This is a genomic window from Acinetobacter sp. YH01024 (assembly GCF_013420195.1).
GTDB lineage: Bacteria > Pseudomonadota > Gammaproteobacteria > Pseudomonadales > Moraxellaceae > Acinetobacter > Acinetobacter amyesii.
Map to the genome: position 1 here is coordinate 23,411 of NZ_VOYQ01000028.1, position 19,064 is coordinate 42,474.

Sequence of the window (19,064 nt, forward strand, 5' to 3'; positions counted from 1 at the left end):
GGCGCATTTTTTATGCGAGAAAGAAAATTATAAACCTTGAGATTTTAGGCGGTTTGCATGTTGACGATAGACATCGACAGGATCTGGTGCAAATAGCGCTTTGAGACCAAGCACTTGGTTGACTTCATCTAAATGGTTCCAGTTGTAGTTGTCACGAATGGTTTTACCAAATTTGGCACTACAGCGTGATACGAGGCCATCATTGTCTTTTCCGCCATCGATCAGTAATGCGGTCACTTTTAGGGCTGAGTCTAAATCTAAAATATTGGTGATTTGGCCCACACCTGTAAATGAATAGTTATAAATGCCTTTTTCCACGCTATTGCCATCAGCACAATTGGATTTAGGCAAGCCCAGAGGGAATGCGGCATTGTACTTTGCAGAACCCGCTAGCGTTAAACTTGAACCACCTGCCAATGCGTCATGAGGGTAAGTCTTTGGATCTAGACCTTGCGCCCAAACGATGGCTTTAGAGACAAAATTCACAGCTCCAACCAAGGGTGCTTCCACAGCGGTGCCTTCAGCTTTTAAAATTAAGTCTGCAACAGGGGAGCCTTGATGAGGTCCTGCAACACTGGTTAATGAAGCCACGACATCTGGGCGAACACCGGCAACATAACGAATCGTTGGTCCACCATGGCTATGTCCAATTAAATTCACTTTATCTGCACCAGTGAGTGCTCGGATTTCAAGGACTTGTTGTAGAAGCTGTTCGCCACGCACTTCGGTAGAGTTAAAAGGCGATACGCGAGTTGCCCAAACATTTGCACCATTTCGAGCAAGATCAGGAAGGATTTGATACCAATAGTCGAGTCCAAATGAGTCCGTACCAACGGTAATAAAACCACCCATACCATGGTTAAATACGATTGGATATTTGGTCTTTGCATAGCTAGAACTAGCTTTGGCGGTGACTTGGGTTGCTTGCGAGGCAGATACATTACCGATGAACGTAGCTGCAATTAAACCTGCTAAAAATGGTCCGTATTTCATGAGCGATCCTCAATGTATTATTGTTTTATGACAATATTTATTGTCACTTCTAATAAAGCAATAAAGATCACCTGTTGCAAATTGAAAAAGATTAACTGTGACGCTAAATGTAACAAAATAAAAGATCACGAATTTTCAGATTGATAAAAGCAAATAAGAGGGCCGAAGCCCCCTTATTGCATTTAAATTTCAACGATAAGAATTAAAGTCCTTGCAGTTTTAAACGGTTTGCATGTTGACGGTACAGCGCAACAGGATCTTGTGCAAATAGACCTGTTAAGCCGAACATCATATTGGCTAAATCGGTATGGTTAAGTTTGTAACTGTCATTAATGACTTTACCGATATAAGCACTACAACGTGCAACCATACCGTCATTGTCTTTATTGCCGTAAGACAATGGTCCGAGTTGCATCAGGATCGTATCGATATCAAGTAGATTCGTGGTTTGTGCAACACCGGTCCATGAATAGTACTGAATGCCTTTGCTGTCGACTTGCTTTAAGTTTTTGCTGCAATTTTCTGAAGATGCCAAAACACCGTCAGCTACAGCAGATTTTGCAACCGTACTGTTAAATGCAGCAGAACCTGTTTGTGATAATGATTTCATAGAAGCATCGAAATCAATTTCAAGCTCAGGTTTTGCCTGACCTAAAGCAATCAGTGGGCCGACAATATAGTCACCTAAAATATTAAAGGCAGTGCGAGAAAGTGAGTTGCCTTGAATATCATCCGCTACTTTAGAGCCGTGATAGGTTCCTGCAACACCTGTAATAGACGCAATGTACTGTGGTTTTGTTTGAGCAACATACAATACAGTTGGGCCGCCATGAGAGTGACCGATTAAGTTAAGTTTTGGCTTCCCTGTAATAGCCAAAACATCTTCAACTTGTGCAATTAACTGCTCGCCACGATGTGCTGTGGTGTTTGCAGGAGATAATTGCGCTGCGAATACGGTTGAGCCATTTCGTGCCATATCTGGCAAGATTTGGTACCAATAATCTAGTCCGATGGTGTCGGTACCGATACGTGACCAACCGAGCCAACCATGCACCATTAAAATTGGATATTTGGTTTTTGCGTAGTCAGATTTTACCGTTTCCTTCACCTGGAGGACGCTAGGCGCAGCTTGAGTGCTTGCCGATATACTCATCGCTAAGCCTGCAACTGCAGCTACAGAGGCCATCTTGGCCGTGTTTACTAAAGATCGCATAAATGTTCCTTGATCTGATGTTGTTTTTATTACTTTTTAATAACGAAAATACTCTCTGTTTTTAAGCAACATCTTTGTGATTGGCTAGGCCATATCTTTGATTTTAGAGAGTTTGAATAGACAAAGATGCCTTGTCATTTTTTCATGCTCGGTTTGAAATTCCATGTCATTTTAGGACATGGGCGGCGTTGAGGTGACAAGTATATTTATATACATTCGTCTTTTATTTTTGCTATTTATTTTAGTTGTTATGATTTAATAACTTATTGAATTAGCTTGTTTAATACTTACAAATAAAAACATTGTAAACAAAAAAGGACGTCCAAAGACGTCCTTTTCAGTGCTGAAAGGGAACCAACTTTTGAGGTTACAGACCCTGTAATTTTAAACGATTGGCATGTTGGCGGTAGAGCGCAACTGGGTCAGGTGAAAATAGGCTGCGTAGACCAAAGACCATATTTACTTCATCTAAGTGGTTGTGATTGTAGTCGTCACGGATTACTTGTCCGATGTGAGTACTACAGCGTCCAACCAAACCGTCATTGTCACGATTTCCATAGACCAAAGGGGCAAGCTGACTAATGACCGTATCTAATACATCTAATACATTCGTGGTTTGCGCTGTACCCGTCCATGAGTAGTAATACACGCCATTGTCGACTTTGGCACCCGATTGATTACAGTTCGCTGCTAGTGCTGCGGTCGGAAATTTTGCATTAAATTCAGCCGAACCTTTTTCACTGATCGCGGTAAGTGATGCATCAACACTGTTAGGTAGACTAGAGTTGCCCTCAGCCCAAGTAATAATAGGTGCTAAAAGTTGATCTCCAAGTATGCCAAAGATTGAGTCTATGGTTTTGTTGGCTTGAATTTTATCTGCGACTAAAGAACCTCGGTATGTTCCTGCAACACCAGTCACTGATGCTACATACTCAGGTTTGATCGCTGCAATATAACGCGTTGTTGGCCCACCATGTGAATGACCAATGAGGTTCACTTTAGGTTGACCCGTCAGGGCAAGGACTTCTTCGACTTGGCTCAGGAGCTGTTCACCACGAACTTCTGTCGACTCTAGCGGAGAAACTTGGGCAGCAAAGGTATTGGCCCCATTACGAGCTAAATCTGGCAAAATTTGATAAAAATAATCCATGCCAAAGCTGTCAAAACCAATGCGAGTAAACCCGAACATACCATGGGTAAACACAATCGGATATTTGGTCTTGGCATAGTTTGCCGAGCTGTTGGCGGTGACATGTTGGAGTCCTGGCGCCGCTTGGGATTGTGTGCTGGAGATCACTGCTGATGCAGCGATGATTGCGCATAAAAGAGCTTGTGGTTTTTTCATCATTTCATCCTGAAATTGAAGTTGTTTTTAAATTGTTGTTTGCAGTTATTCTGCGAAAGGTAATTTTCCACCTTGATCATGCACAGATTCAAAGGTACTGACGCGGAGCTGATCTTCCTTCGATTTAAAATGTTGATTACGGAGTTGCTGCACCGCTTGTTGTTTCGCACTGTCACTCATATTGCTTTTCACAATGCTGTCACGCTCTGTGAGGTATTGATTTACGCTAGATTTCCAAGAGCTGCGCTGGCTGTCTAGATTTTCAAGGCGCTGAGTAGCTTCTGGACCCACTAAATTTAACCGCATTTGATGGATTTCTTCGCTTGAACCACCACGGGCTTTAATGTCTGCTGTGAGCTTACGTAAATCTTCAAGTTTATTGATTTGTTCCAGATTTTCTTTCCAGTCTTCTGGGAGTTCATCAAACAGGGCTTTTAGTTTTTTGGCTTTTTCAGACTCAGACAGTTTTTTGTCATTCACCACTTCCATGCGTTTCAGCGTGTATTCGTGATAGGTATTTTCCTTGCCAAATAAACCTTCAATTTCATAATCAGAAAAGAACTGTTTTCTTAAATTCTGTGTGCTGCTGTAGATCGAGCGATAATATTGTGGAGATTCTTTGTCGTCACTTGGTGGCTGTAAATTACCTAATTGTTCACGATATTTCATATAGCGATCCCACAAATCATAAATTTGGGACAGCGCCGGTTCTTTATGACCTTGTGCAATGTAGGCTTTAAAATCCTTTTTGATTTGATCTATCGACTTTTCACCATATTGAGTGATGAAATATTCAAAACAATTCCGTGTTTGTTCGTTCACGATCAGGTGGTTTGAACCATCCATACTGATTTGACAGTTAACTTCCGTGTCTTGTTGACTTGGACTGAGCAGTGAAGAACCGCTTGTGGCTTGTGCTGTAGCATTTTCGCCCTGAGCTAAAGGCGTATTTTGTTGTTGAATCGATTGATCTGAAGGATCATTTTGTGATGTTTTTGGCGCAAGCCAATACATGAATGCGGCTGCCGCAATAACCACAATGGCTAAAATCAGCCAGAGTTTATTTTTTTGCATATCCCAATGCACCTTTATTCCGTTTTAATTGTTTTATGAGTTCTAAATGTGAACTCAATATGACATAAAAGAATGATAAAAACATAGAAAAGTTGTAAACGCTTAGCATGGATTGATACCATGGCGCAGTTCTCTTTTTGCCCTATTTTAGTCATGAAAAAAGCTTCTCCTAAGATTCAGCGTCGTCCAGTACATGGTGTATTTTTATTAAATAAGCCTTTGGGCATTAGCTCGAATGCTGCATTACAAAAAGTGCGTTGGTTGTATCGAGCACAAAAAGCAGGACATACAGGTGCGCTAGATCCATTAGCCTCAGGTTTATTGCCGATTTGCTTAGGTGAAGCAACAAAGTTTTCGCATTTTTTATTGGATTCGACTAAACGTTATAAAACCACGGTCTTTTTAGGACACAGTACCACGACGGGTGATGTGGAAGGTGAAATACTATTAGAGCAAGCTGTTCCAACATTGACTGAAGAAAATATTCAAAATGTCTTGGCGCAATTTGTAGGGGATATTCAACAAATTCCACCGATGTATTCTGCGCTGAAAAAAGAAGGTCGCCCGCTGTACGAGTTGGCGCGTAAAGGCATAGAAATAGAGCGTGAAGCACGTCCAATTTCGATTTATGCCATCGAGTTATTATCATTTAATGAGAATAGTATTACACTCGACATCACCTGTTCCAAAGGCACATATATTCGTGTTTTAGGCGAAGATATTGCCAAAGCATTGGGTACTTTTGGACATTTGACCTATCTACACCGTACGCAAACAGGGCATTTTGACCTCAATCCAACTTACACCATTGAATATTTGGAAAGCTTGACCGAAGCGGAGCGTGAAGCATTATTGCTGCCGGTGTATTCACCCGTCGATCATTTCTGCAAAGTGCAAGCGCCAGAAGGGCGTGCAGAATATTTCAGTCGTGGCATGGAAAGTAATATTGAACATGAGGCAGAAGCGCAGGTCTTGGTATTTGAAGGTGAGCGTTGTTTAGGGCTGGCTGAAATTACAGACCGTAAACGTTTGGTGCCTAAGCGTGTGTTAAATCTAGAGTAGCTGATACAGCATTGAAGAGTTCTTATGGACATTGAAATTATTTTAAGCCTCTTATTTTTTGCATTTTTTGCCGGTGCAATTGATGCAGCAGTGGGGGGCGGAGGATTAATTCAAATTCCAGCCATTATGAATGCCATGCCGCACTTATCTCCGGCGACGGTGTTTGGCACCAATAAGTTGTCTTCGATCTTTGGTACGGCTTCAGCGTCCTATTCCTTTTTACGCCAAGTTAAACTACGTTGGAAATTACTTGCGGTCATTGCAAGTTGTGCATTCGTTGCCTCCTTTGTGGGCGCAGCTTGTGTATCGATGATTCCAAAAGAAGTCTTACGGCCTTTTGTTTTGGTCATGTTGATCGTGATTGCGATCTATACCTTTGCCAAAAAACAATTTGGTCAGGTGCATGTACGCCAAGAACTGACCCCTAAAATTCTCGGTCTTGCCGCTCTTGGTAGTTTGGTGATTGGCTTTTATGACGGCATCTTTGGGCCAGGCACGGGCAGTTTCTTTATCTTCTTTTTTATTCGTTATCTACAAGCCGACTTTTTACATGCCTCTGCTTTGTCTAAAGTGGCTAACTTAACCACCAATTTGGCTGCATTGAGTTTTTTTGCGCCCACAGGCCATGTGTTATTTGCTATAGGCTTAATGATGGCTGTGGCGAATATATTAGGCTCGATCGTTGGTGTACGTGCGGCGATTAAATACGGCAGTGGCTTTATTCGAATTCTATTTTTGATTTTGGTGAGTATTTTGATTGTACGGCTAGGGTATCAAACCTTTACGGGACAAGCTTAAAACAAAACTTAACAGAGCTGCGCTGTATTCTGATGCGGATATGTTTAGTATAAAAATGAAGCACTTTATTTTGCTGAATTAAAAAAATACTCAGCTATCGCTAAGCATCAGAGGGCATCATCAGAATGAATATTTTTGAAGCTTTACGTCAAAGTCATGAACAACAAAGAGCGCTTGCAGAACAATTAGTACAAACTTCTGGTGATAGTCCAGAACGTCGGGATTTGTTTGACCGACTTAAAAATGAATTATTCGCGCATGCTGTCGGGGAAGACCGATATTTTTATATTCCTTTAATGATGACCGATTCGGGGCTGAATATTACCCGTCATGCCTTGGCTGAACATCATGAAATGGACGAACTTTTAGAGCAGTTGACTGAGACTGAATTTAGCAATCCGGGCTGGCTGGCCATTGCCAAAAAACTTTCAGAAACTGTGCATCATCATTTACAGGAAGAGGAACACGGTTTCTTTCAACAAGCCGGTAAAATATTGGATGATAAGCAAAAAGAAGCTTTGGCTAAACAATACTTAGCCGAGTATAAAAAATATAAAAAAGCAGATAAAGACAGCCTGACTGGTTAAGTCCTTTATAGAAGCTAGACTTTTTCGAACCTTGTATTTAAAAGCCTTGTATTTAAAAGCTTAGATGTAGGAGTTCTTAGACAAGGTGTTGAAAAATGGCGGCAATCCCGCCATTTTTATTTAACTATTTTGCCTTTAAAAATTTAGTTGGCTGTTTCCGATTTAGAGGAACGCATCGTCACCCCGACTGAGGCGAGCATAATACACAGCAGTGCGATCCATTGCCACATGCCGATACGTTCTCCCAATAAAACCATACCCGTAATAGCTGCCAAAGCAGGTGAGATACTCGACAATGTGCCATAGCTTAGCTTGCTTAGAATCTTTAAGGCTTTGAGGTCTAGGGCATAGGGAATCGCTGTGGCTAAAATGGCAATCAACAGTGCTTTAGGCCAATATTGTGTGTCCATTAAAGCTGCTGCGTTGTTATAGAGGCCGATAGGTAATAAGGTCAATGCCGATAAACTAATGGCAATGGTCAGTGCATGCATGCCAATATTTTGGTGTACCACTTTTTGCCCGAAATAAATATAAAAGGCCCAACAGAGTCCGGCAGCCAATGCACAAGCTGCACCAATCAGTGAGAAATTGCCGCTTTGAGCCTGTCCCCAAGGCACCATCAACGCAATCCCTAAGATCGCCAAAAACACCCAGATATAGTCGCTACGATTTTTTATCGACAGCAGCGCCAAACCTAGCGGCCCAATAAACTCCAGTCCAACGGCAATGCCTTGAGGGAGTTTGCCCAGTGACATATAGAATAAGACATTCATGAGGCACAGGGCTGCGCTATAGCAGAGTAAATCACGCCATTTTAAAAATGAAAGTCGTTTTAAAATGTGCCAAGAGCGAAACATCAAACAAATAATAATCGAGGCAAAACACAGCCTTAAAATGGTCACGCTCAGTGGGTCTAGTACCAAAAACAGTTGTTTGGCAAAGGAAGCACTGATCTGATAGGAGATCATGGAGAGCACCATGAAAACAACAGCAAGAAGTTGTGAATTTGGCATGTGGCACACAGTTGTTGGGCGGTGTTAAGCCCTATTTTTGAATCAGTACAGTATAGCGGGTAATGCTGACAATTGAGTGAATTTTAACATTTGATCAAATCATGATGGATTTTGAATTTAAAATTCTATGGCTCGGCTGATGTAAGAGCAGGACTGAGCACGTCATGATTCAATTTGAATTCAAAAAATTGAGTCTGAGATTCATGTAGTTCATCCATTGTCATGGGAACATATTTTGAATTTAAATGGCTTTGGCTTTTTGCGTGGTATAGGTACACCCAATCGAGGCACAGATAATGACAGCAAGGGCTAACCACTGGGTCCAAAGTAATTGTTCATTTAAAAAGACAAAACCAGAGAGTGCTGCAATTGCAGGTTCTAGGCTCATAAGCGTTCCGAAACTGAGCGCCGTTAAATTGCGGAGTGCAATCATTTCTAAGCTAAAGGGGATGGCGCTGGCCAAAGTGGCTAAAGCAAGAAAATAGAGGAGGCTCATCGGTTCAAAGGCATGTGCAGGAATCCCTGCAAATAATGCAATCGGCATGAGCATACACATGCCGACAAACATACCTAAACAAACCGTATGGTTGCCTGAAACGCCAGAGGGTTTCTGACCTGCCACGATATAGAGTGCCCAGCAGGCACCTGCGCCAAGAGCGAAGGCAATGCCAACAGGATCAAGTCGTTGTGCAGCTTGGTCAAAAGGAAAAAGTAGGATAAGGCCTAAAATAGCCAGTCCGACCCAAATAAAGTCAAATTTTCGGCGTGCAGCAAATAGTGCGACACTGAGCGGGCCAATAAATTCAAAAGAGACGGCAATGCCGAGCGGGAGACGATCAATCGACAAGTAAAATAATACATTCATCCCTGCTAAGGCACAGCCATAGCTGAGGATCGACGACCATTTCACTTGTTTAAAATTGATCTGCCAAACTTTAAAAATAATCGCCAAAATCAAAGCGCCTAGCATTAAACGCATGGCCGAAACGGTCAGTATGGGAAATTGACCGAAAAGATATTTGGCAAATGAACCGCTGCTTTGCATGCTGATCATGGCAATAAGCAAGATCAGCGGTGCTTGGACAGCCGGTGCAACTTTAAAATTTGGCATAAACTAAATTTGTTTCGATGACTCGAAGAGCGGGAGAGTGGCACTAGCCAGATTTTAAAAGTTTATTACAATAAAAAAACCACAGCCCGAAGGCTGTGGCTTCAGTGTCTAAGGTGATTAGAACAATACGCGAACTCGGATCGTACCTTCAACTTCGTGAAGTGTATCCAATGCTTCTTTAGAAGCAGTTGCGTCAACGTCCATCACAAGATAACCCACATCACCTTTAGTCATTAAAGACTGACCAGAGATGTTGATACCGTGTTCAGCAAACAAGTTGTTGATTTTTGAAAGAACGCCCGGCACGTTTTTGTGGATGTGAAGTAAACGGTGTTTACCTTCAGTCAACGGTAACGCGATTTCTGGGAAGTTCACTGCAGATAAAGTCATACCTTTATCAGAGTAAGCAACGAATTTTTCAGCAACTTCAAGACCGATGTTCGCTTGCGCTTCCATTGTTGAACCACCCACGTGAGGAGTCAAAATCACGTTGTCTAAGCCACGAAGTGGAGAAACGAATTCTTCACCGTTTGCTTTTGGTTCTTTAGGGAATACGTCTACAGCCGCACCAGCAATATGACCAGATTTGATTGCATCAGCAAGATCTTCAATGATGACACATGTACCACGTGCAGCATTGAGGAAGATTGCGCCTTCTTTCATTTGAGCAAATTGGTCTTTGCCGAAGAAGTTGCGAGTTGATGGAACGTCTGGAACGTGTAGAGATACGACGTCTGCATTGGCAAGAAGTTCACCCATAGAACCGACTTGACGTGCATTACCCATCGGAAGCTTAGTCACTGCATCGTAATAAATTACGTGCATACCTAAACTTTCAGCAAGTACAGAAAGTTGCGAGCCAATCGAACCGTAACCAACAATACCTAAAGTTTTACCACGAGTTTCAAATGAACCGACTGCAGACTTGTTCCAACCACCACGGTGAGTTGAAGCAGATTTTGCAGGAACACCACGAAGTAATAGAATCGCTTCAGCAAGTACTAGTTCAGCAACTGAACGAGTATTTGAGTATGGTGCGTTAAATACAGGAATACCGCGAATCATTGCAGCATTTAAGTTCACTTGGTTTGTACCGATACAGAAACAACCCACAGCAATCAGTTTGTTCGCCGCTTCAAAAACTTCTTCAGTTAATTGAGTACGTGAACGAATACCAATGAAGTGAGCATCTTTAACCGCTTCTTTCAACGCTTCACCCTCAAGCGCAGTTTTACGGTAGTCAATGTTGGTGTATCCAGCAGCATTTAGAGTGTCGATTGCGTTTTGGTGAACGCCTTCTAACAACAAGAAACGAATTTTATCTTTAGGTAAAGAAAGATGTTGGCTCATTACGGCTCCGCTACAAAGGCCAAATTTAGTGCGCATATAATAGCATAGGAAGTCGCCTGATATACATTTCCTTTATGACCGACGTCATGGCTATTTTGGCGAATGATGAGTCAATATTTTTTAGATTTGGTCTAATTAACTTGGTCATATTCCTCGTGACATTTTGAAATCACGTTTTTCTTTGGGTTTTGTCAAAAAAAGCCCAGTTATAGCTTATAATGGTGCCGCTCAAAATCATCATGACCAATTCCCTGACATTTTGATGCGCTCTGTTTCAGGCTTTTTCCCTTGAAATATGCGTTACCGCAGTTTTGACTGAATGAAGTCTGGACCTTTAAAAAAACTTGTTTACTTCTTGCAAGGTCTGAAAACGATGAATGCTCCAGTCGCTTTAACCCCAGAGTTATTGACCCAATTGACCGCTATTGTTGGCGAAAGCCGTATTAAAACAGATGCGGATAGTCTCCAAAATTGGGGTCGTGACCATACTAAGCACTTCGATCCAAACCCGTCGGTCGTCGTTTTCCCTTCAAGCACAGAGCAAGTTCAACAAATTGTTAAGCTGGCAAACCAATTTAATGTCGCGATTACCCCAAGTGGCGGTCGTACAGGTTTATCAGCAGGTGCTGTGGCTGCTAACGGTGAAATCGTGGTGAGCATGGACAAGATGAATCAAATCTTGGAATTCTTTCCAGCTGACCGTATGGTTCGCGTACAAGCAGGTGTAGTGACTGAACAACTTCAGAACTATGCTGAAGAACAAGGCATGTACTATCCAGTTGATTTTGCATCTTCAGGTTCATCTCAAATTGGCGGCAACATTGGTACCAATGCGGGTGGTATTAAAGTGATTAAATACGGCATGACTCGTAACTGGGTGTTGGGCATGACTGTGGTTACTGGTAAAGGTGACATCCTGCGCTTGAACAAAGGCATGATCAAAAATGCGACGGGTTATGCGCTTCAACACTTATTTATTGGTGGTGAAGGTACGCTAGGTTTAGTGACTGAAGCTGAAATCAAACTTGAACGTCAACCCCATGACTTACAAGTGTTGGTTCTCGGTGTGCCTGATTTTGATGCGATTATGCCTGTTCTACATGCCTTCCAAAAGAAAATCGACCTGACTGCATTTGAGTTCTTTGGTGAGCTTGCAATGCAAAAAGTATTGGACAATGGCCATGTACAACGTCCGTTTGAAACACCATGTCCATTCTATGTATTACTTGAGTTTGAAGCACCATTTGAACCAATCATGGATGCGGCAATGGAAATCTTTGAACATTGCATGGAACAAGGTTGGGTACTGGATGGCGTGATGAGCCAAAGCTTAGACCAAGTACACAGCTTATGGCGTTTACGTGAAGACATTTCAGAGTCAATCGCACCGTTCACTCCATACAAAAATGACATCTCTGTTCTGATTACACATGTGCCTGCATTTATTAAAGAAATTGATGCAATTGTGGAAGCGAACTACCCAAACTTTGAAATTTGCTGGTTCGGTCATATTGGTGACGGTAACTTGCACTTAAATATTTTGAAACCTGCGGATTTAAGTAAAGATGAATTCTTTACAAAATGCCAAGTGGTAAACAAATACGTATTTGAAACCGTGAAAAAATATGACGGTTCAATTTCTGCAGAACATGGCGTGGGTATGACTAAGAAGCCTTACCTCGATTACACACGTTCAGCAGAAGAAATCGAATATATGAAAGCATTGAAAAAAGTATTCGATCCAAATGCAATTATGAACCCAGGTAAATTGTTCGATCTTTAATTTTTTAAAGACGATTGAAAACGCATCTTCGGATGCGTTTTTTTTGGCTATAGCACGCCTTTTTAGCCGCGTATGGATGAGAGACCACACATTGATTTTTGGAATGGGGTACTTCTTTTACATTGCTTAAATAGTGTTTTGGACAAATGTTCGGCATGATAGGTCTGAATAATAAATTTGAGTTGGTTCTATGTATCGTTTAATTGCTGTGTCTGCATTGTGTGTGGGGATGTTGGCGGGTTGTGCGACAACGCAGAAAATTGTGTCTAAAGTCGGTTCTTCTGCTACACCACTCGATCAGGTATTAAAAGAACGTCCTGATTTGCGTAAAGAGTTGTCGACTGTGGAAATTCGTCAGTACTTTAACCGTGTTGAGTCGCCAAATGCGGGACAGGTGAAAGTGACTGAAACAGGTTTGATGGATGATTCGGTGAAATCAATTCGTACTATTTATAGTTTTAGATTGGTGGATGGTGACTGGCAGCGTGTAAATACACAAAAGGAATATCAGTGCCAACGTGGTAAAAATACCAAGACTTTCCAATCGGCGAAGTGTCCTTAAATTATAAAAAGTTAAGGTCTAAATTTCTTATTAAATATTCAGCATGACGGGGTCCTTTCATTTTAAATTCGATGATTGGAGCTCGTATCTACTTTTGTTTCGGCAAAAGTAGCAAAACCATCTTTCATCCGCAAAACTCGTCAAATACCATCTTCAATTGTGTAGGTCGCAGAAACTTTACATATTGAATGTGTCCTGACTCGGACAGTTGCGGATGAGTTTCCGCGTATCTTAATTTTCATCCTAAACATAGAATATTCAATCCTAAAAATTTTCTCGTGAGTTCGTATAGTTTTTAATAATATTGAACCGAATTCAAATCATGATCAGATTTCAATTGTATGATGAAAACCCTCGCTTTTATTCACGTCAATGATTCAGGCACACCTGTCGGTGACTTTGCTCCAGTGACTTCAGTTTTTTCCCATTATGAATTGGGCAATACTGTTTCGCCATTTTTATTACTCGACCATTTAGGGCCTGGGGTGCTGAAACCAACCCAACTGAAAAAAGGTGTGCTGGAACACCCACATCGAGGCTTTGAAACCGTCACCTTGGTGTTTAAAGGTGAACTTGAACATCATGATACGACTGGCGGCGGTGGTGTCATTGGTGAGGGAGATGTACAGTGGATGACTGCTGCTTCAGGCATACAACACGAAGAAGTTTTTAGCCAAGCCTTTGCACAGCGGGGCGGAGCATTTGAAATATTGCAATTGTGGGTCAATTTACCTGCTAAAGATAAAATGAATCCTGCACGCTATCAGAGCTTAACCAAAGCCAGTATTCCAAAGGTCAATTTAGCCCAAGATGCCGGTTATATACGGATCATTGCAGGGCAATATTTAACGGCCCACGGCCCCGCAGAGACACATACACCCATGCAAGTATTTGATGTCTTTGTCAGTGCCAATCAAAGTATCACACTACCTGCACAGGAAGGGATACCACGCTTGTGTATTTACGCTCAGGCAAACTGAAATTTAATGAAACGGATGAACTATTAAATGCACAGCATATGGCAGTTATGTCGAGCCAAGGTGAAAATGTCGAATTGACGGCAGTTGAAGATAGCCACATGTTGTATTTATCGGCGCAGCCTTTAAATGAACCCATCTATGGGCGAGGTTATTTTGTGATGAATCATTTTGCAGAAGTCATGCAAGCCTATGAGGACCTAAAACAAGGTCGCTTTATCCAAAAAGCAGACAATGAAAAGCCATAAAAGTGGCTAGATAAAAAGACCAATACAACGCCAGCAAACACTGTTAAAATAGTCGGACTCAAACCGACAGATCGGTTCGTTGAAGTTCATTTTATCTCTATCTAGCGTCTTGTGAATACGACGCACATATGGCGGATACGCCGCAAATTCATTTTTAAAATTAATATTACAGTGCTCGTCATTGGGCTGAAGTGTCTCTCCCTATTTGTCATTTCAAGCTCGACAGCACACATTTGATATGTAGATAACAATGCAAAACGTACAAACCACAAAATTAAGTCGTGCCACCTTAATGTTTCCCTTGGCACTGGTTTTATTTGAATTTTCTGTCTATATCGGAAACGACTTAGTGCAACCCGCCATGCTTGCGATTACCCAAGAGTTTGGTGTGAGTAGTGCATGGGCACCCTCGTCGATGTCATTTTACTTATTGGGAGGTGCTTGTGTCGCTGCGATATTAGGGCCATTGTCAGACCGATTAGGCCGTAAAAAAGTCCTGTTGGGTGGTGTGGCATTCTTTAGCTTATGCTGTCTAGCGATATTGCTCACGCATAATATCGAAAGCTTTTTAACGTTGCGTTTTTTACAAGGTTTTGGTTTGTCGGTCATTTCTGCCGTGGGCTATGCTGCTGTTCAGGAAACTTTTGAAGAGCGTGATGCCATCAAAGTCATGGCGATCATGGCGAATATTTCACTACTGGCGCCACTGATCGGTCCCGTCCTCGGTGCCTTTATGATTGATCACGTGTCATGGCATTGGGGCTTTATTGGAATCGCATTTCTATCTTTTCTGAGTTGGTTTGGTTTAAAAGCCAAGATGCCGACTCAGCACATCAGCATTCCAAAGCAACCGGTGGGCTATATCATTGATGACTTTAAACAGGTGTTAAAAAACAAACGCTTTTTGGCGCTGACACTGGGTCTACCGATGGTGGCAATGCCACTGATGCTGTGGATTGCGCTATCTCCGGTCATATTGGTGGAGCAGCTTGGACTGAGTAGTATGCAATACGGCATGGCACAGTTTCCTGTTTTGGGCGGGCTGATCATCGGCAATATTGTCCTGATTAAAATCATCGACAAATTGCCTCTAGGTCAGTCTGCGATGATCGGGCTACCGTTGATGTTACTCGGGACGAGCCTTGTGGTGATTGGGACGATGACTGAAAGTTATTTTCTGACATTGCTCATTCTTGGTATGAGTTTGGTCAGTTTTGGTGAAGGGATTAGCTTTTCTGTGCTCTATCGTTTTGCCTTAATGTCGTCTGAAATGTCGAAGGGCACAGTGGCTGCGGCAGTGTCTGTGATCATGATGCTGACGTTCTTTGCCGTGATTGAAATCGTACGTGTACTGTATGAAAACTTTGGCCTTTGGGCCTATAGTTTGGCAGGATTTACCCTCATTATCTTGTGGTTCAGCCTACCACGTTTGGTGGTGCGAGATATTATGCGACAACGTCAATTGTCGGGTGAATTTTAAATTCGAGTTCATGCCATCATAGAAAAAGCCCAATGCTGTGTAGAACAACATTGGGCTTTTTTATTTGCTGTATACCGTCTTAATTTGATGCTGCGGGTTGTTCTGCATTTTTTAATTTGCGATCGAAAATGAACGGGCCAAAAGGCAAAATCGATGCAATCAGGCCCATTAGAAATACGCTAAGCGACCATTTTTGCTTTTCACAGACCACAAATAGTACCACCAAGAAGGCAATAAACAAGACGCCATGTCCCATACCGACGTATTTGACCAATATTGGATTATCCATCAGGTACTTCATTGGCATAGCAATGAACAACAATAATAAAAAGGAGATGCCTTCGAGTAGGCCCACAAAGCGTAAGGTCTTGATATTCATGCGAAGTCTAAATTCAAAGTGATTTCAGTCTTGAGTGTACCTGAAAGCACAGCAGGAACGAAGCGTTCATGTTGAAATAATTGATTCGCATATTGAATCTAAGTAAATGTTTTTTAAGTTAATTCTGAGTTATCTGCTCGGATTAATCTTCTAGATCCGCTAAGGCGTCTTCAATCGAACCCTGATCAAATTCATAGTTACAGCCGAGTAAAATCATCGGGCTTTTTCCGGTCATTTCAGACAGGCTTAGTTTGTGATTGATGGCATGCAGATCATCCGTTTCAGCTTCCGTGCGTAGGATTTTTTCACCACGGAAAAACGGCATATTGGCAAACATTGGATGCTGCTCAATGCCATACTTTTGGGCAAGTTTTTTCACATCGGCTTGGCGATAGATTGCGAATACTGCATTGGAAGACAGGCCAATTTCTTGGGTCGGCATGCCAAAAAACTCTACAGCCTGCTTATTTTTATAGATATAAATAAACGGTTGATGTGGGTCATCATGGCGTTTCCAACCCAATTGCCCTAGAACCTTTTCATAGTCGAGTAAAGTGTCATGGTAGGTGTCGTAATCGGCCTGACATTCCAGAATACGCTTTAAATCTTGTGCTGTCGGTGCTGCAAAAACAGAAGACGCAGCTAAACATGAGGTCGCCACAATCATAGGTAATATGAGGCGTCTAAAATCTAAACTAAGCATTTTCATCATGAGTCTCAAATGATTCTATTTTATTTCTGCCTGAATCAGCTGTGTTCGAAGCTGAATCAGTTCGGCTAATGTTTCTAATAATAAACTGATCTGCTTGAGCACCAGTTGCAGGTGATTAGACCGCATTTCTTCAGTGCTGAATGTTTGAATTTCGAAAAGTTTTTGCTGAATTTTCTCAGGGTTGAGCGGTTTTTGCTGAATTAAGACCTCGTCTAAGGTGCTTTGACACCATTGCAGCAGTTCAAGGACTTGTTGGTCTTGTACCTGTTCACGGTGGCTCCCCAATGCCGAAATATAACTGAGCTGACTATGGCTATAGACCAAATAGCGAAAAGCATGTTGAATCAAAGTTTGGTCGGGTTCAGGCTCGGTACTTAAACTTGAAATCATGCTCGATAGTTCAGTTTGAGCATTATGGGCTGAACGACGGGCACGCCGATAATCAATGCTATTGGTTTTCCCATGGAGATATTGCTCAACCACGGCATCAAAATAATGCAGGGTCGCAGCAGAGCTTTTTTGAATGGTCTTGGAAATATTGCGAAAGTCCCAATCTGGCCAGATCACATTCACCGCAAACCATGCAATAAAACAGCCGAGTAGGGTATCAACGATACGCGGTAAAATGACCGCATAACCTGCGCCTTTCAAATTAAAAATCAGCAAGACCATTAAGGTTGCCATGAGGGTCGCCATGGCATATTTTTTGGCACTCAGATAGAAAAAGCACACGCCAAAAATAATCGTCAGTAGCAATTGACCTTCGACACTCGGCACAAAATACAAAATAGGAATGCCAAGTAAGACCCCTAATATGGTTCCCAATGTCCGCATTTTTAAACGACTTTTGGTCGCAAAATAACGCATCTGACAGACAAATAAACTGGTCAATAATATCCAGTAGCCATTTTTAGCAAAGGGCAATAGCGAAATGGCATAGCCCATCGCAAAGACAAAAGCGATGCGAACGGCATGGCGAAATAAGGCAGATTCGGGACTCAAATGCTGTTTCAGTTTGAGCCATAAATCATGCCACCCATGAATATCGTCATCAAGTAAATTGAGGTTATCAATATGCTGCTGATAGGCCTGTTGCTGTGAATGATCTAAATCCTGAACATGCGAAAAGCGTTCTTGTACACTGTCCAAATTACTCAAGATCAGCTGTAGGTTTTTTACTTCTATATTTTGCGGATTGTTGGTCATCCACTCCTGCAAAGAGGCATGCAAATGTGCCAGTGCTTGCGCAGTAATGGGATCAGGCTGATAGGGCTGCCGATGCAATATACAGTAGGCCAACTGTTGGCAAGCCTGCGCCTGTAATCGAATATTTTTTTGAAAACGGAAAATTAAATCGGTACGGCTAAAATTTTGATGAATTTGTTCATAGTGTAAATAATTCGCATTGGCCTGTTCGTGAATATCTTGTGCCAAGAAATATAAATTCAGCCAGTAGATGGTGTTTTTATTGGCTCTTGAGGCTTTTAAACGGGTGAGTAAAGAAGCTTTGGTGGTGTTTAAACTCGGGATGACATCACTGTTTTTGAGTGATAATTCATACAGTAAATGTTCCACATTGTTGACATTATCTGGGTCAAATAAGCGTGCTTTTGCATTCAGTACTTCGGCGATTTGTAAAAAACAACGCGAGAGATTGTCCTGTACGGGTAGGGTGGGTTTAATCAGGTAAAAAAGAATTGAGGTGAAGCCATACCATAAGGCCCCTAGAACAAAGCAACTGGGTTGAAAATACCAGATGTCATATTCGCCCAAGCCGAACATGGTGTAGATCGATAGTAAAATCGTGCCAAAAGAAATCGTGGCATAGCGTTGCCCCAAAGCTCCTAATAAAATAAATCCTGCACTGGACAGTGAAAGATACAAGATAAACAGCAGCTTATAAGGATAGAGAAAATCTAAAATACTACTGACACTAAAGAAGAGTACGCAGACATAGAGCAAATTACGCAGTCGGATGCTGAGTCGGTCATCAAAGTCGGTGAGCGCGGTAGCAATCGCACCTAAGGTGACGGGCACAATAAAACTATGAAAACCGAGAAAATATAATCCGAGCGTGGTGCCACTCAAAACAATACAAATTTGCAAGCAATACATAATGATTGCACTGGATTGAAACTGTTGAAACCAAGAGAGTCGCGTGTTCACAGAGTTATGAAGTATTCGAATGATTTTGTAAATTAGACTGAGCTTTTTTCTGTGAACTGTCAATTTTTATCAAATGGAGCGTAAAACTCTGTCCTTCAGGTCAGAGATATAAGCGACACGACATGAAGTGTCGTTTGATTTAACTAAGGACTATTTTCCTTGAGTTTTGATTGTTAATATAAGTACATGAAAACCCTTAAATTACGTATAA

The 19,064-nt window shown here is 41.9% G+C and carries 16 protein-coding genes and 1 pseudogene; 7 read left to right on the plus strand and 10 right to left on the minus strand.

Features of this window, described 5'->3' with window-relative positions; genetic code table 11:
• Positions 1-27: 27 nt before the first annotated feature.
• From FTT88_RS11815 to FTT88_RS11830, 4 genes are all read right to left on the minus strand, one after another.
• Positions 28-993 carry a triacylglycerol lipase gene (locus FTT88_RS11815; protein WP_078189349.1) on the minus strand — a complete coding sequence of 322 codons (966 nt, stop codon included), beginning with the start codon at positions 991-993 and terminating at the stop codon, positions 28-30.
• A 202-nt stretch (positions 994-1,195) separates the two neighbouring features.
• Positions 1,196-2,206 carry a triacylglycerol lipase gene (locus tag FTT88_RS11820; RefSeq protein ID WP_180105658.1) on the minus strand — a complete coding sequence of 337 codons (1,011 nt, stop codon included), beginning with the start codon at positions 2,204-2,206 and terminating at the stop codon, positions 1,196-1,198.
• Between the two features lie 367 nt (positions 2,207-2,573).
• On the minus strand, positions 2,574-3,554 hold the full coding sequence (locus tag FTT88_RS11825) for a triacylglycerol lipase (RefSeq protein WP_180105657.1): 981 nt from the start codon (positions 3,552-3,554) through the stop codon (positions 2,574-2,576).
• Between the two features lie 42 nt (positions 3,555-3,596).
• A complete protein-coding gene (locus FTT88_RS11830; RefSeq protein WP_180105656.1) occupies positions 3,597-4,625 on the minus strand; it encodes a lipase secretion chaperone in 1,029 nt (342 codons plus the stop codon).
• 153 nt (positions 4,626-4,778) lie between these two features.
• Between FTT88_RS11830 and truB the strand changes: the two genes are divergently transcribed.
• The 3 genes from truB to FTT88_RS11845 all read left to right on the plus strand — a co-directional run bounded on the left by truB (position 4,779) and on the right by FTT88_RS11845 (position 7,072).
• Complete coding sequence (truB, locus tag FTT88_RS11835) at positions 4,779-5,687, plus strand: tRNA pseudouridine(55) synthase TruB (protein WP_180105683.1); 909 nt, start codon at positions 4,779-4,781, stop codon at positions 5,685-5,687.
• Between the two features lie 24 nt (positions 5,688-5,711).
• Positions 5,712-6,485 carry a TSUP family transporter gene (locus FTT88_RS11840; RefSeq protein WP_180008735.1) on the plus strand — a complete coding sequence of 258 codons (774 nt, stop codon included), beginning with the start codon at positions 5,712-5,714 and terminating at the stop codon, positions 6,483-6,485.
• A gap of 125 nt (positions 6,486-6,610) precedes the next feature.
• The gene (locus FTT88_RS11845; protein WP_168378156.1) at positions 6,611-7,072 is read left to right on the plus strand and encodes a hemerythrin domain-containing protein; all 462 of its coding nucleotides are present in this window, start codon (positions 6,611-6,613) and stop codon (positions 7,070-7,072) included.
• 143 nt (positions 7,073-7,215) lie between these two features.
• Here FTT88_RS11845 and FTT88_RS11850 read toward each other — a convergent pair whose 3' ends face one another.
• The 3 genes from FTT88_RS11850 to serA form a co-directional block, all read right to left on the minus strand.
• Positions 7,216-8,085 carry a DMT family transporter gene (locus FTT88_RS11850; RefSeq protein WP_180008737.1) on the minus strand — a complete coding sequence of 290 codons (870 nt, stop codon included), beginning with the start codon at positions 8,083-8,085 and terminating at the stop codon, positions 7,216-7,218.
• Positions 8,086-8,326: 241 nt separating this feature from the next.
• On the minus strand, positions 8,327-9,196 hold the full coding sequence (locus FTT88_RS11855; RefSeq protein ID WP_180105655.1) for an EamA family transporter: 870 nt from the start codon (positions 9,194-9,196) through the stop codon (positions 8,327-8,329).
• Between the two features lie 117 nt (positions 9,197-9,313).
• Positions 9,314-10,546, minus strand: a complete 1,233-nt coding sequence (serA, locus tag FTT88_RS11860; protein ID WP_078192852.1) for a phosphoglycerate dehydrogenase — start codon at positions 10,544-10,546, stop codon at positions 9,314-9,316.
• A gap of 373 nt (positions 10,547-10,919) precedes the next feature.
• Between serA and FTT88_RS11865 the strand changes: the two genes are divergently transcribed.
• The 4 genes and pseudogenes from FTT88_RS11865 (at position 10,920) to FTT88_RS11880 (ending at position 15,596) form a co-directional block, all read left to right on the plus strand.
• A complete protein-coding gene (locus FTT88_RS11865; RefSeq protein WP_180105654.1) occupies positions 10,920-12,329 on the plus strand; it encodes an FAD-binding oxidoreductase in 1,410 nt (469 codons plus the stop codon).
• 190 nt (positions 12,330-12,519) lie between these two features.
• Positions 12,520-12,891: a hypothetical protein gene (locus FTT88_RS11870; protein ID WP_078192499.1), complete on the plus strand. Its 372-nt coding sequence runs from the start codon at positions 12,520-12,522 to the stop codon at positions 12,889-12,891.
• 344 nt (positions 12,892-13,235) lie between these two features.
• Positions 13,236-14,116 (plus strand): annotated as a pseudogene (locus tag FTT88_RS11875) (pirin family protein).
• Between the two features lie 250 nt (positions 14,117-14,366).
• Entirely contained in the window at positions 14,367-15,596 is a 1,230-nt protein-coding gene (locus FTT88_RS11880) for an MFS transporter (RefSeq protein WP_180105653.1), read from the plus strand.
• 79 nt (positions 15,597-15,675) lie between these two features.
• On the opposite strand, the gene FTT88_RS11885 is transcribed toward FTT88_RS11880, so the two are convergent.
• From FTT88_RS11885 to yccS, 3 genes are all read right to left on the minus strand, one after another.
• Positions 15,676-15,975 (minus strand): DUF3817 domain-containing protein, encoded by a 300-nt coding sequence (locus FTT88_RS11885; protein WP_180092516.1) that lies wholly within the window; start codon positions 15,973-15,975, stop codon positions 15,676-15,678.
• A 142-nt stretch (positions 15,976-16,117) separates the two neighbouring features.
• The gene (locus tag FTT88_RS11890; protein WP_180105652.1) at positions 16,118-16,687 is read right to left on the minus strand and encodes a hypothetical protein; all 570 of its coding nucleotides are present in this window, start codon (positions 16,685-16,687) and stop codon (positions 16,118-16,120) included.
• A 15-nt stretch (positions 16,688-16,702) separates the two neighbouring features.
• Complete coding sequence (gene yccS, locus FTT88_RS11895) at positions 16,703-18,853, minus strand: YccS family putative transporter (RefSeq protein WP_373685353.1); 2,151 nt, start codon at positions 18,851-18,853, stop codon at positions 16,703-16,705.
• Positions 18,854-19,064: the final 211 nt, after the last annotated feature.

Coding starts and splice junctions, on each gene's coding strand:
- FTT88_RS11815 (WP_078189349.1), bottom strand. CDS start 993: ATGAAATACGGACCATTTTTAGCAGGTTTAATTGCAGCTACGTTCATC.
- FTT88_RS11820 (WP_180105658.1), bottom strand. CDS start 2,206: ATGCGATCTTTAGTAAACACGGCCAAGATGGCCTCTGTAGCTGCAGTT.
- FTT88_RS11825 (WP_180105657.1), bottom strand. CDS start 3,554: ATGATGAAAAAACCACAAGCTCTTTTATGCGCAATCATCGCTGCATCA.
- FTT88_RS11830 (WP_180105656.1), bottom strand. CDS start 4,625: ATGCAAAAAAATAAACTCTGGCTGATTTTAGCCATTGTGGTTATTGCG.
- truB (WP_180105683.1), top strand. CDS start 4,779: ATGAAAAAAGCTTCTCCTAAGATTCAGCGTCGTCCAGTACATGGTGTA.
- FTT88_RS11840 (WP_180008735.1), top strand. CDS start 5,712: ATGGACATTGAAATTATTTTAAGCCTCTTATTTTTTGCATTTTTTGCC.
- FTT88_RS11845 (WP_168378156.1), top strand. CDS start 6,611: ATGAATATTTTTGAAGCTTTACGTCAAAGTCATGAACAACAAAGAGCG.
- FTT88_RS11850 (WP_180008737.1), bottom strand. CDS start 8,085: ATGCCAAATTCACAACTTCTTGCTGTTGTTTTCATGGTGCTCTCCATG.
- FTT88_RS11855 (WP_180105655.1), bottom strand. CDS start 9,196: ATGCCAAATTTTAAAGTTGCACCGGCTGTCCAAGCACCGCTGATCTTG.
- serA (WP_078192852.1), bottom strand. CDS start 10,546: ATGAGCCAACATCTTTCTTTACCTAAAGATAAAATTCGTTTCTTGTTG.
- FTT88_RS11865 (WP_180105654.1), top strand. CDS start 10,920: ATGAATGCTCCAGTCGCTTTAACCCCAGAGTTATTGACCCAATTGACC.
- FTT88_RS11870 (WP_078192499.1), top strand. CDS start 12,520: ATGTATCGTTTAATTGCTGTGTCTGCATTGTGTGTGGGGATGTTGGCG.
- FTT88_RS11880 (WP_180105653.1), top strand. CDS start 14,367: ATGCAAAACGTACAAACCACAAAATTAAGTCGTGCCACCTTAATGTTT.
- FTT88_RS11885 (WP_180092516.1), bottom strand. CDS start 15,975: ATGAATATCAAGACCTTACGCTTTGTGGGCCTACTCGAAGGCATCTCC.
- FTT88_RS11890 (WP_180105652.1), bottom strand. CDS start 16,687: ATGATGAAAATGCTTAGTTTAGATTTTAGACGCCTCATATTACCTATG.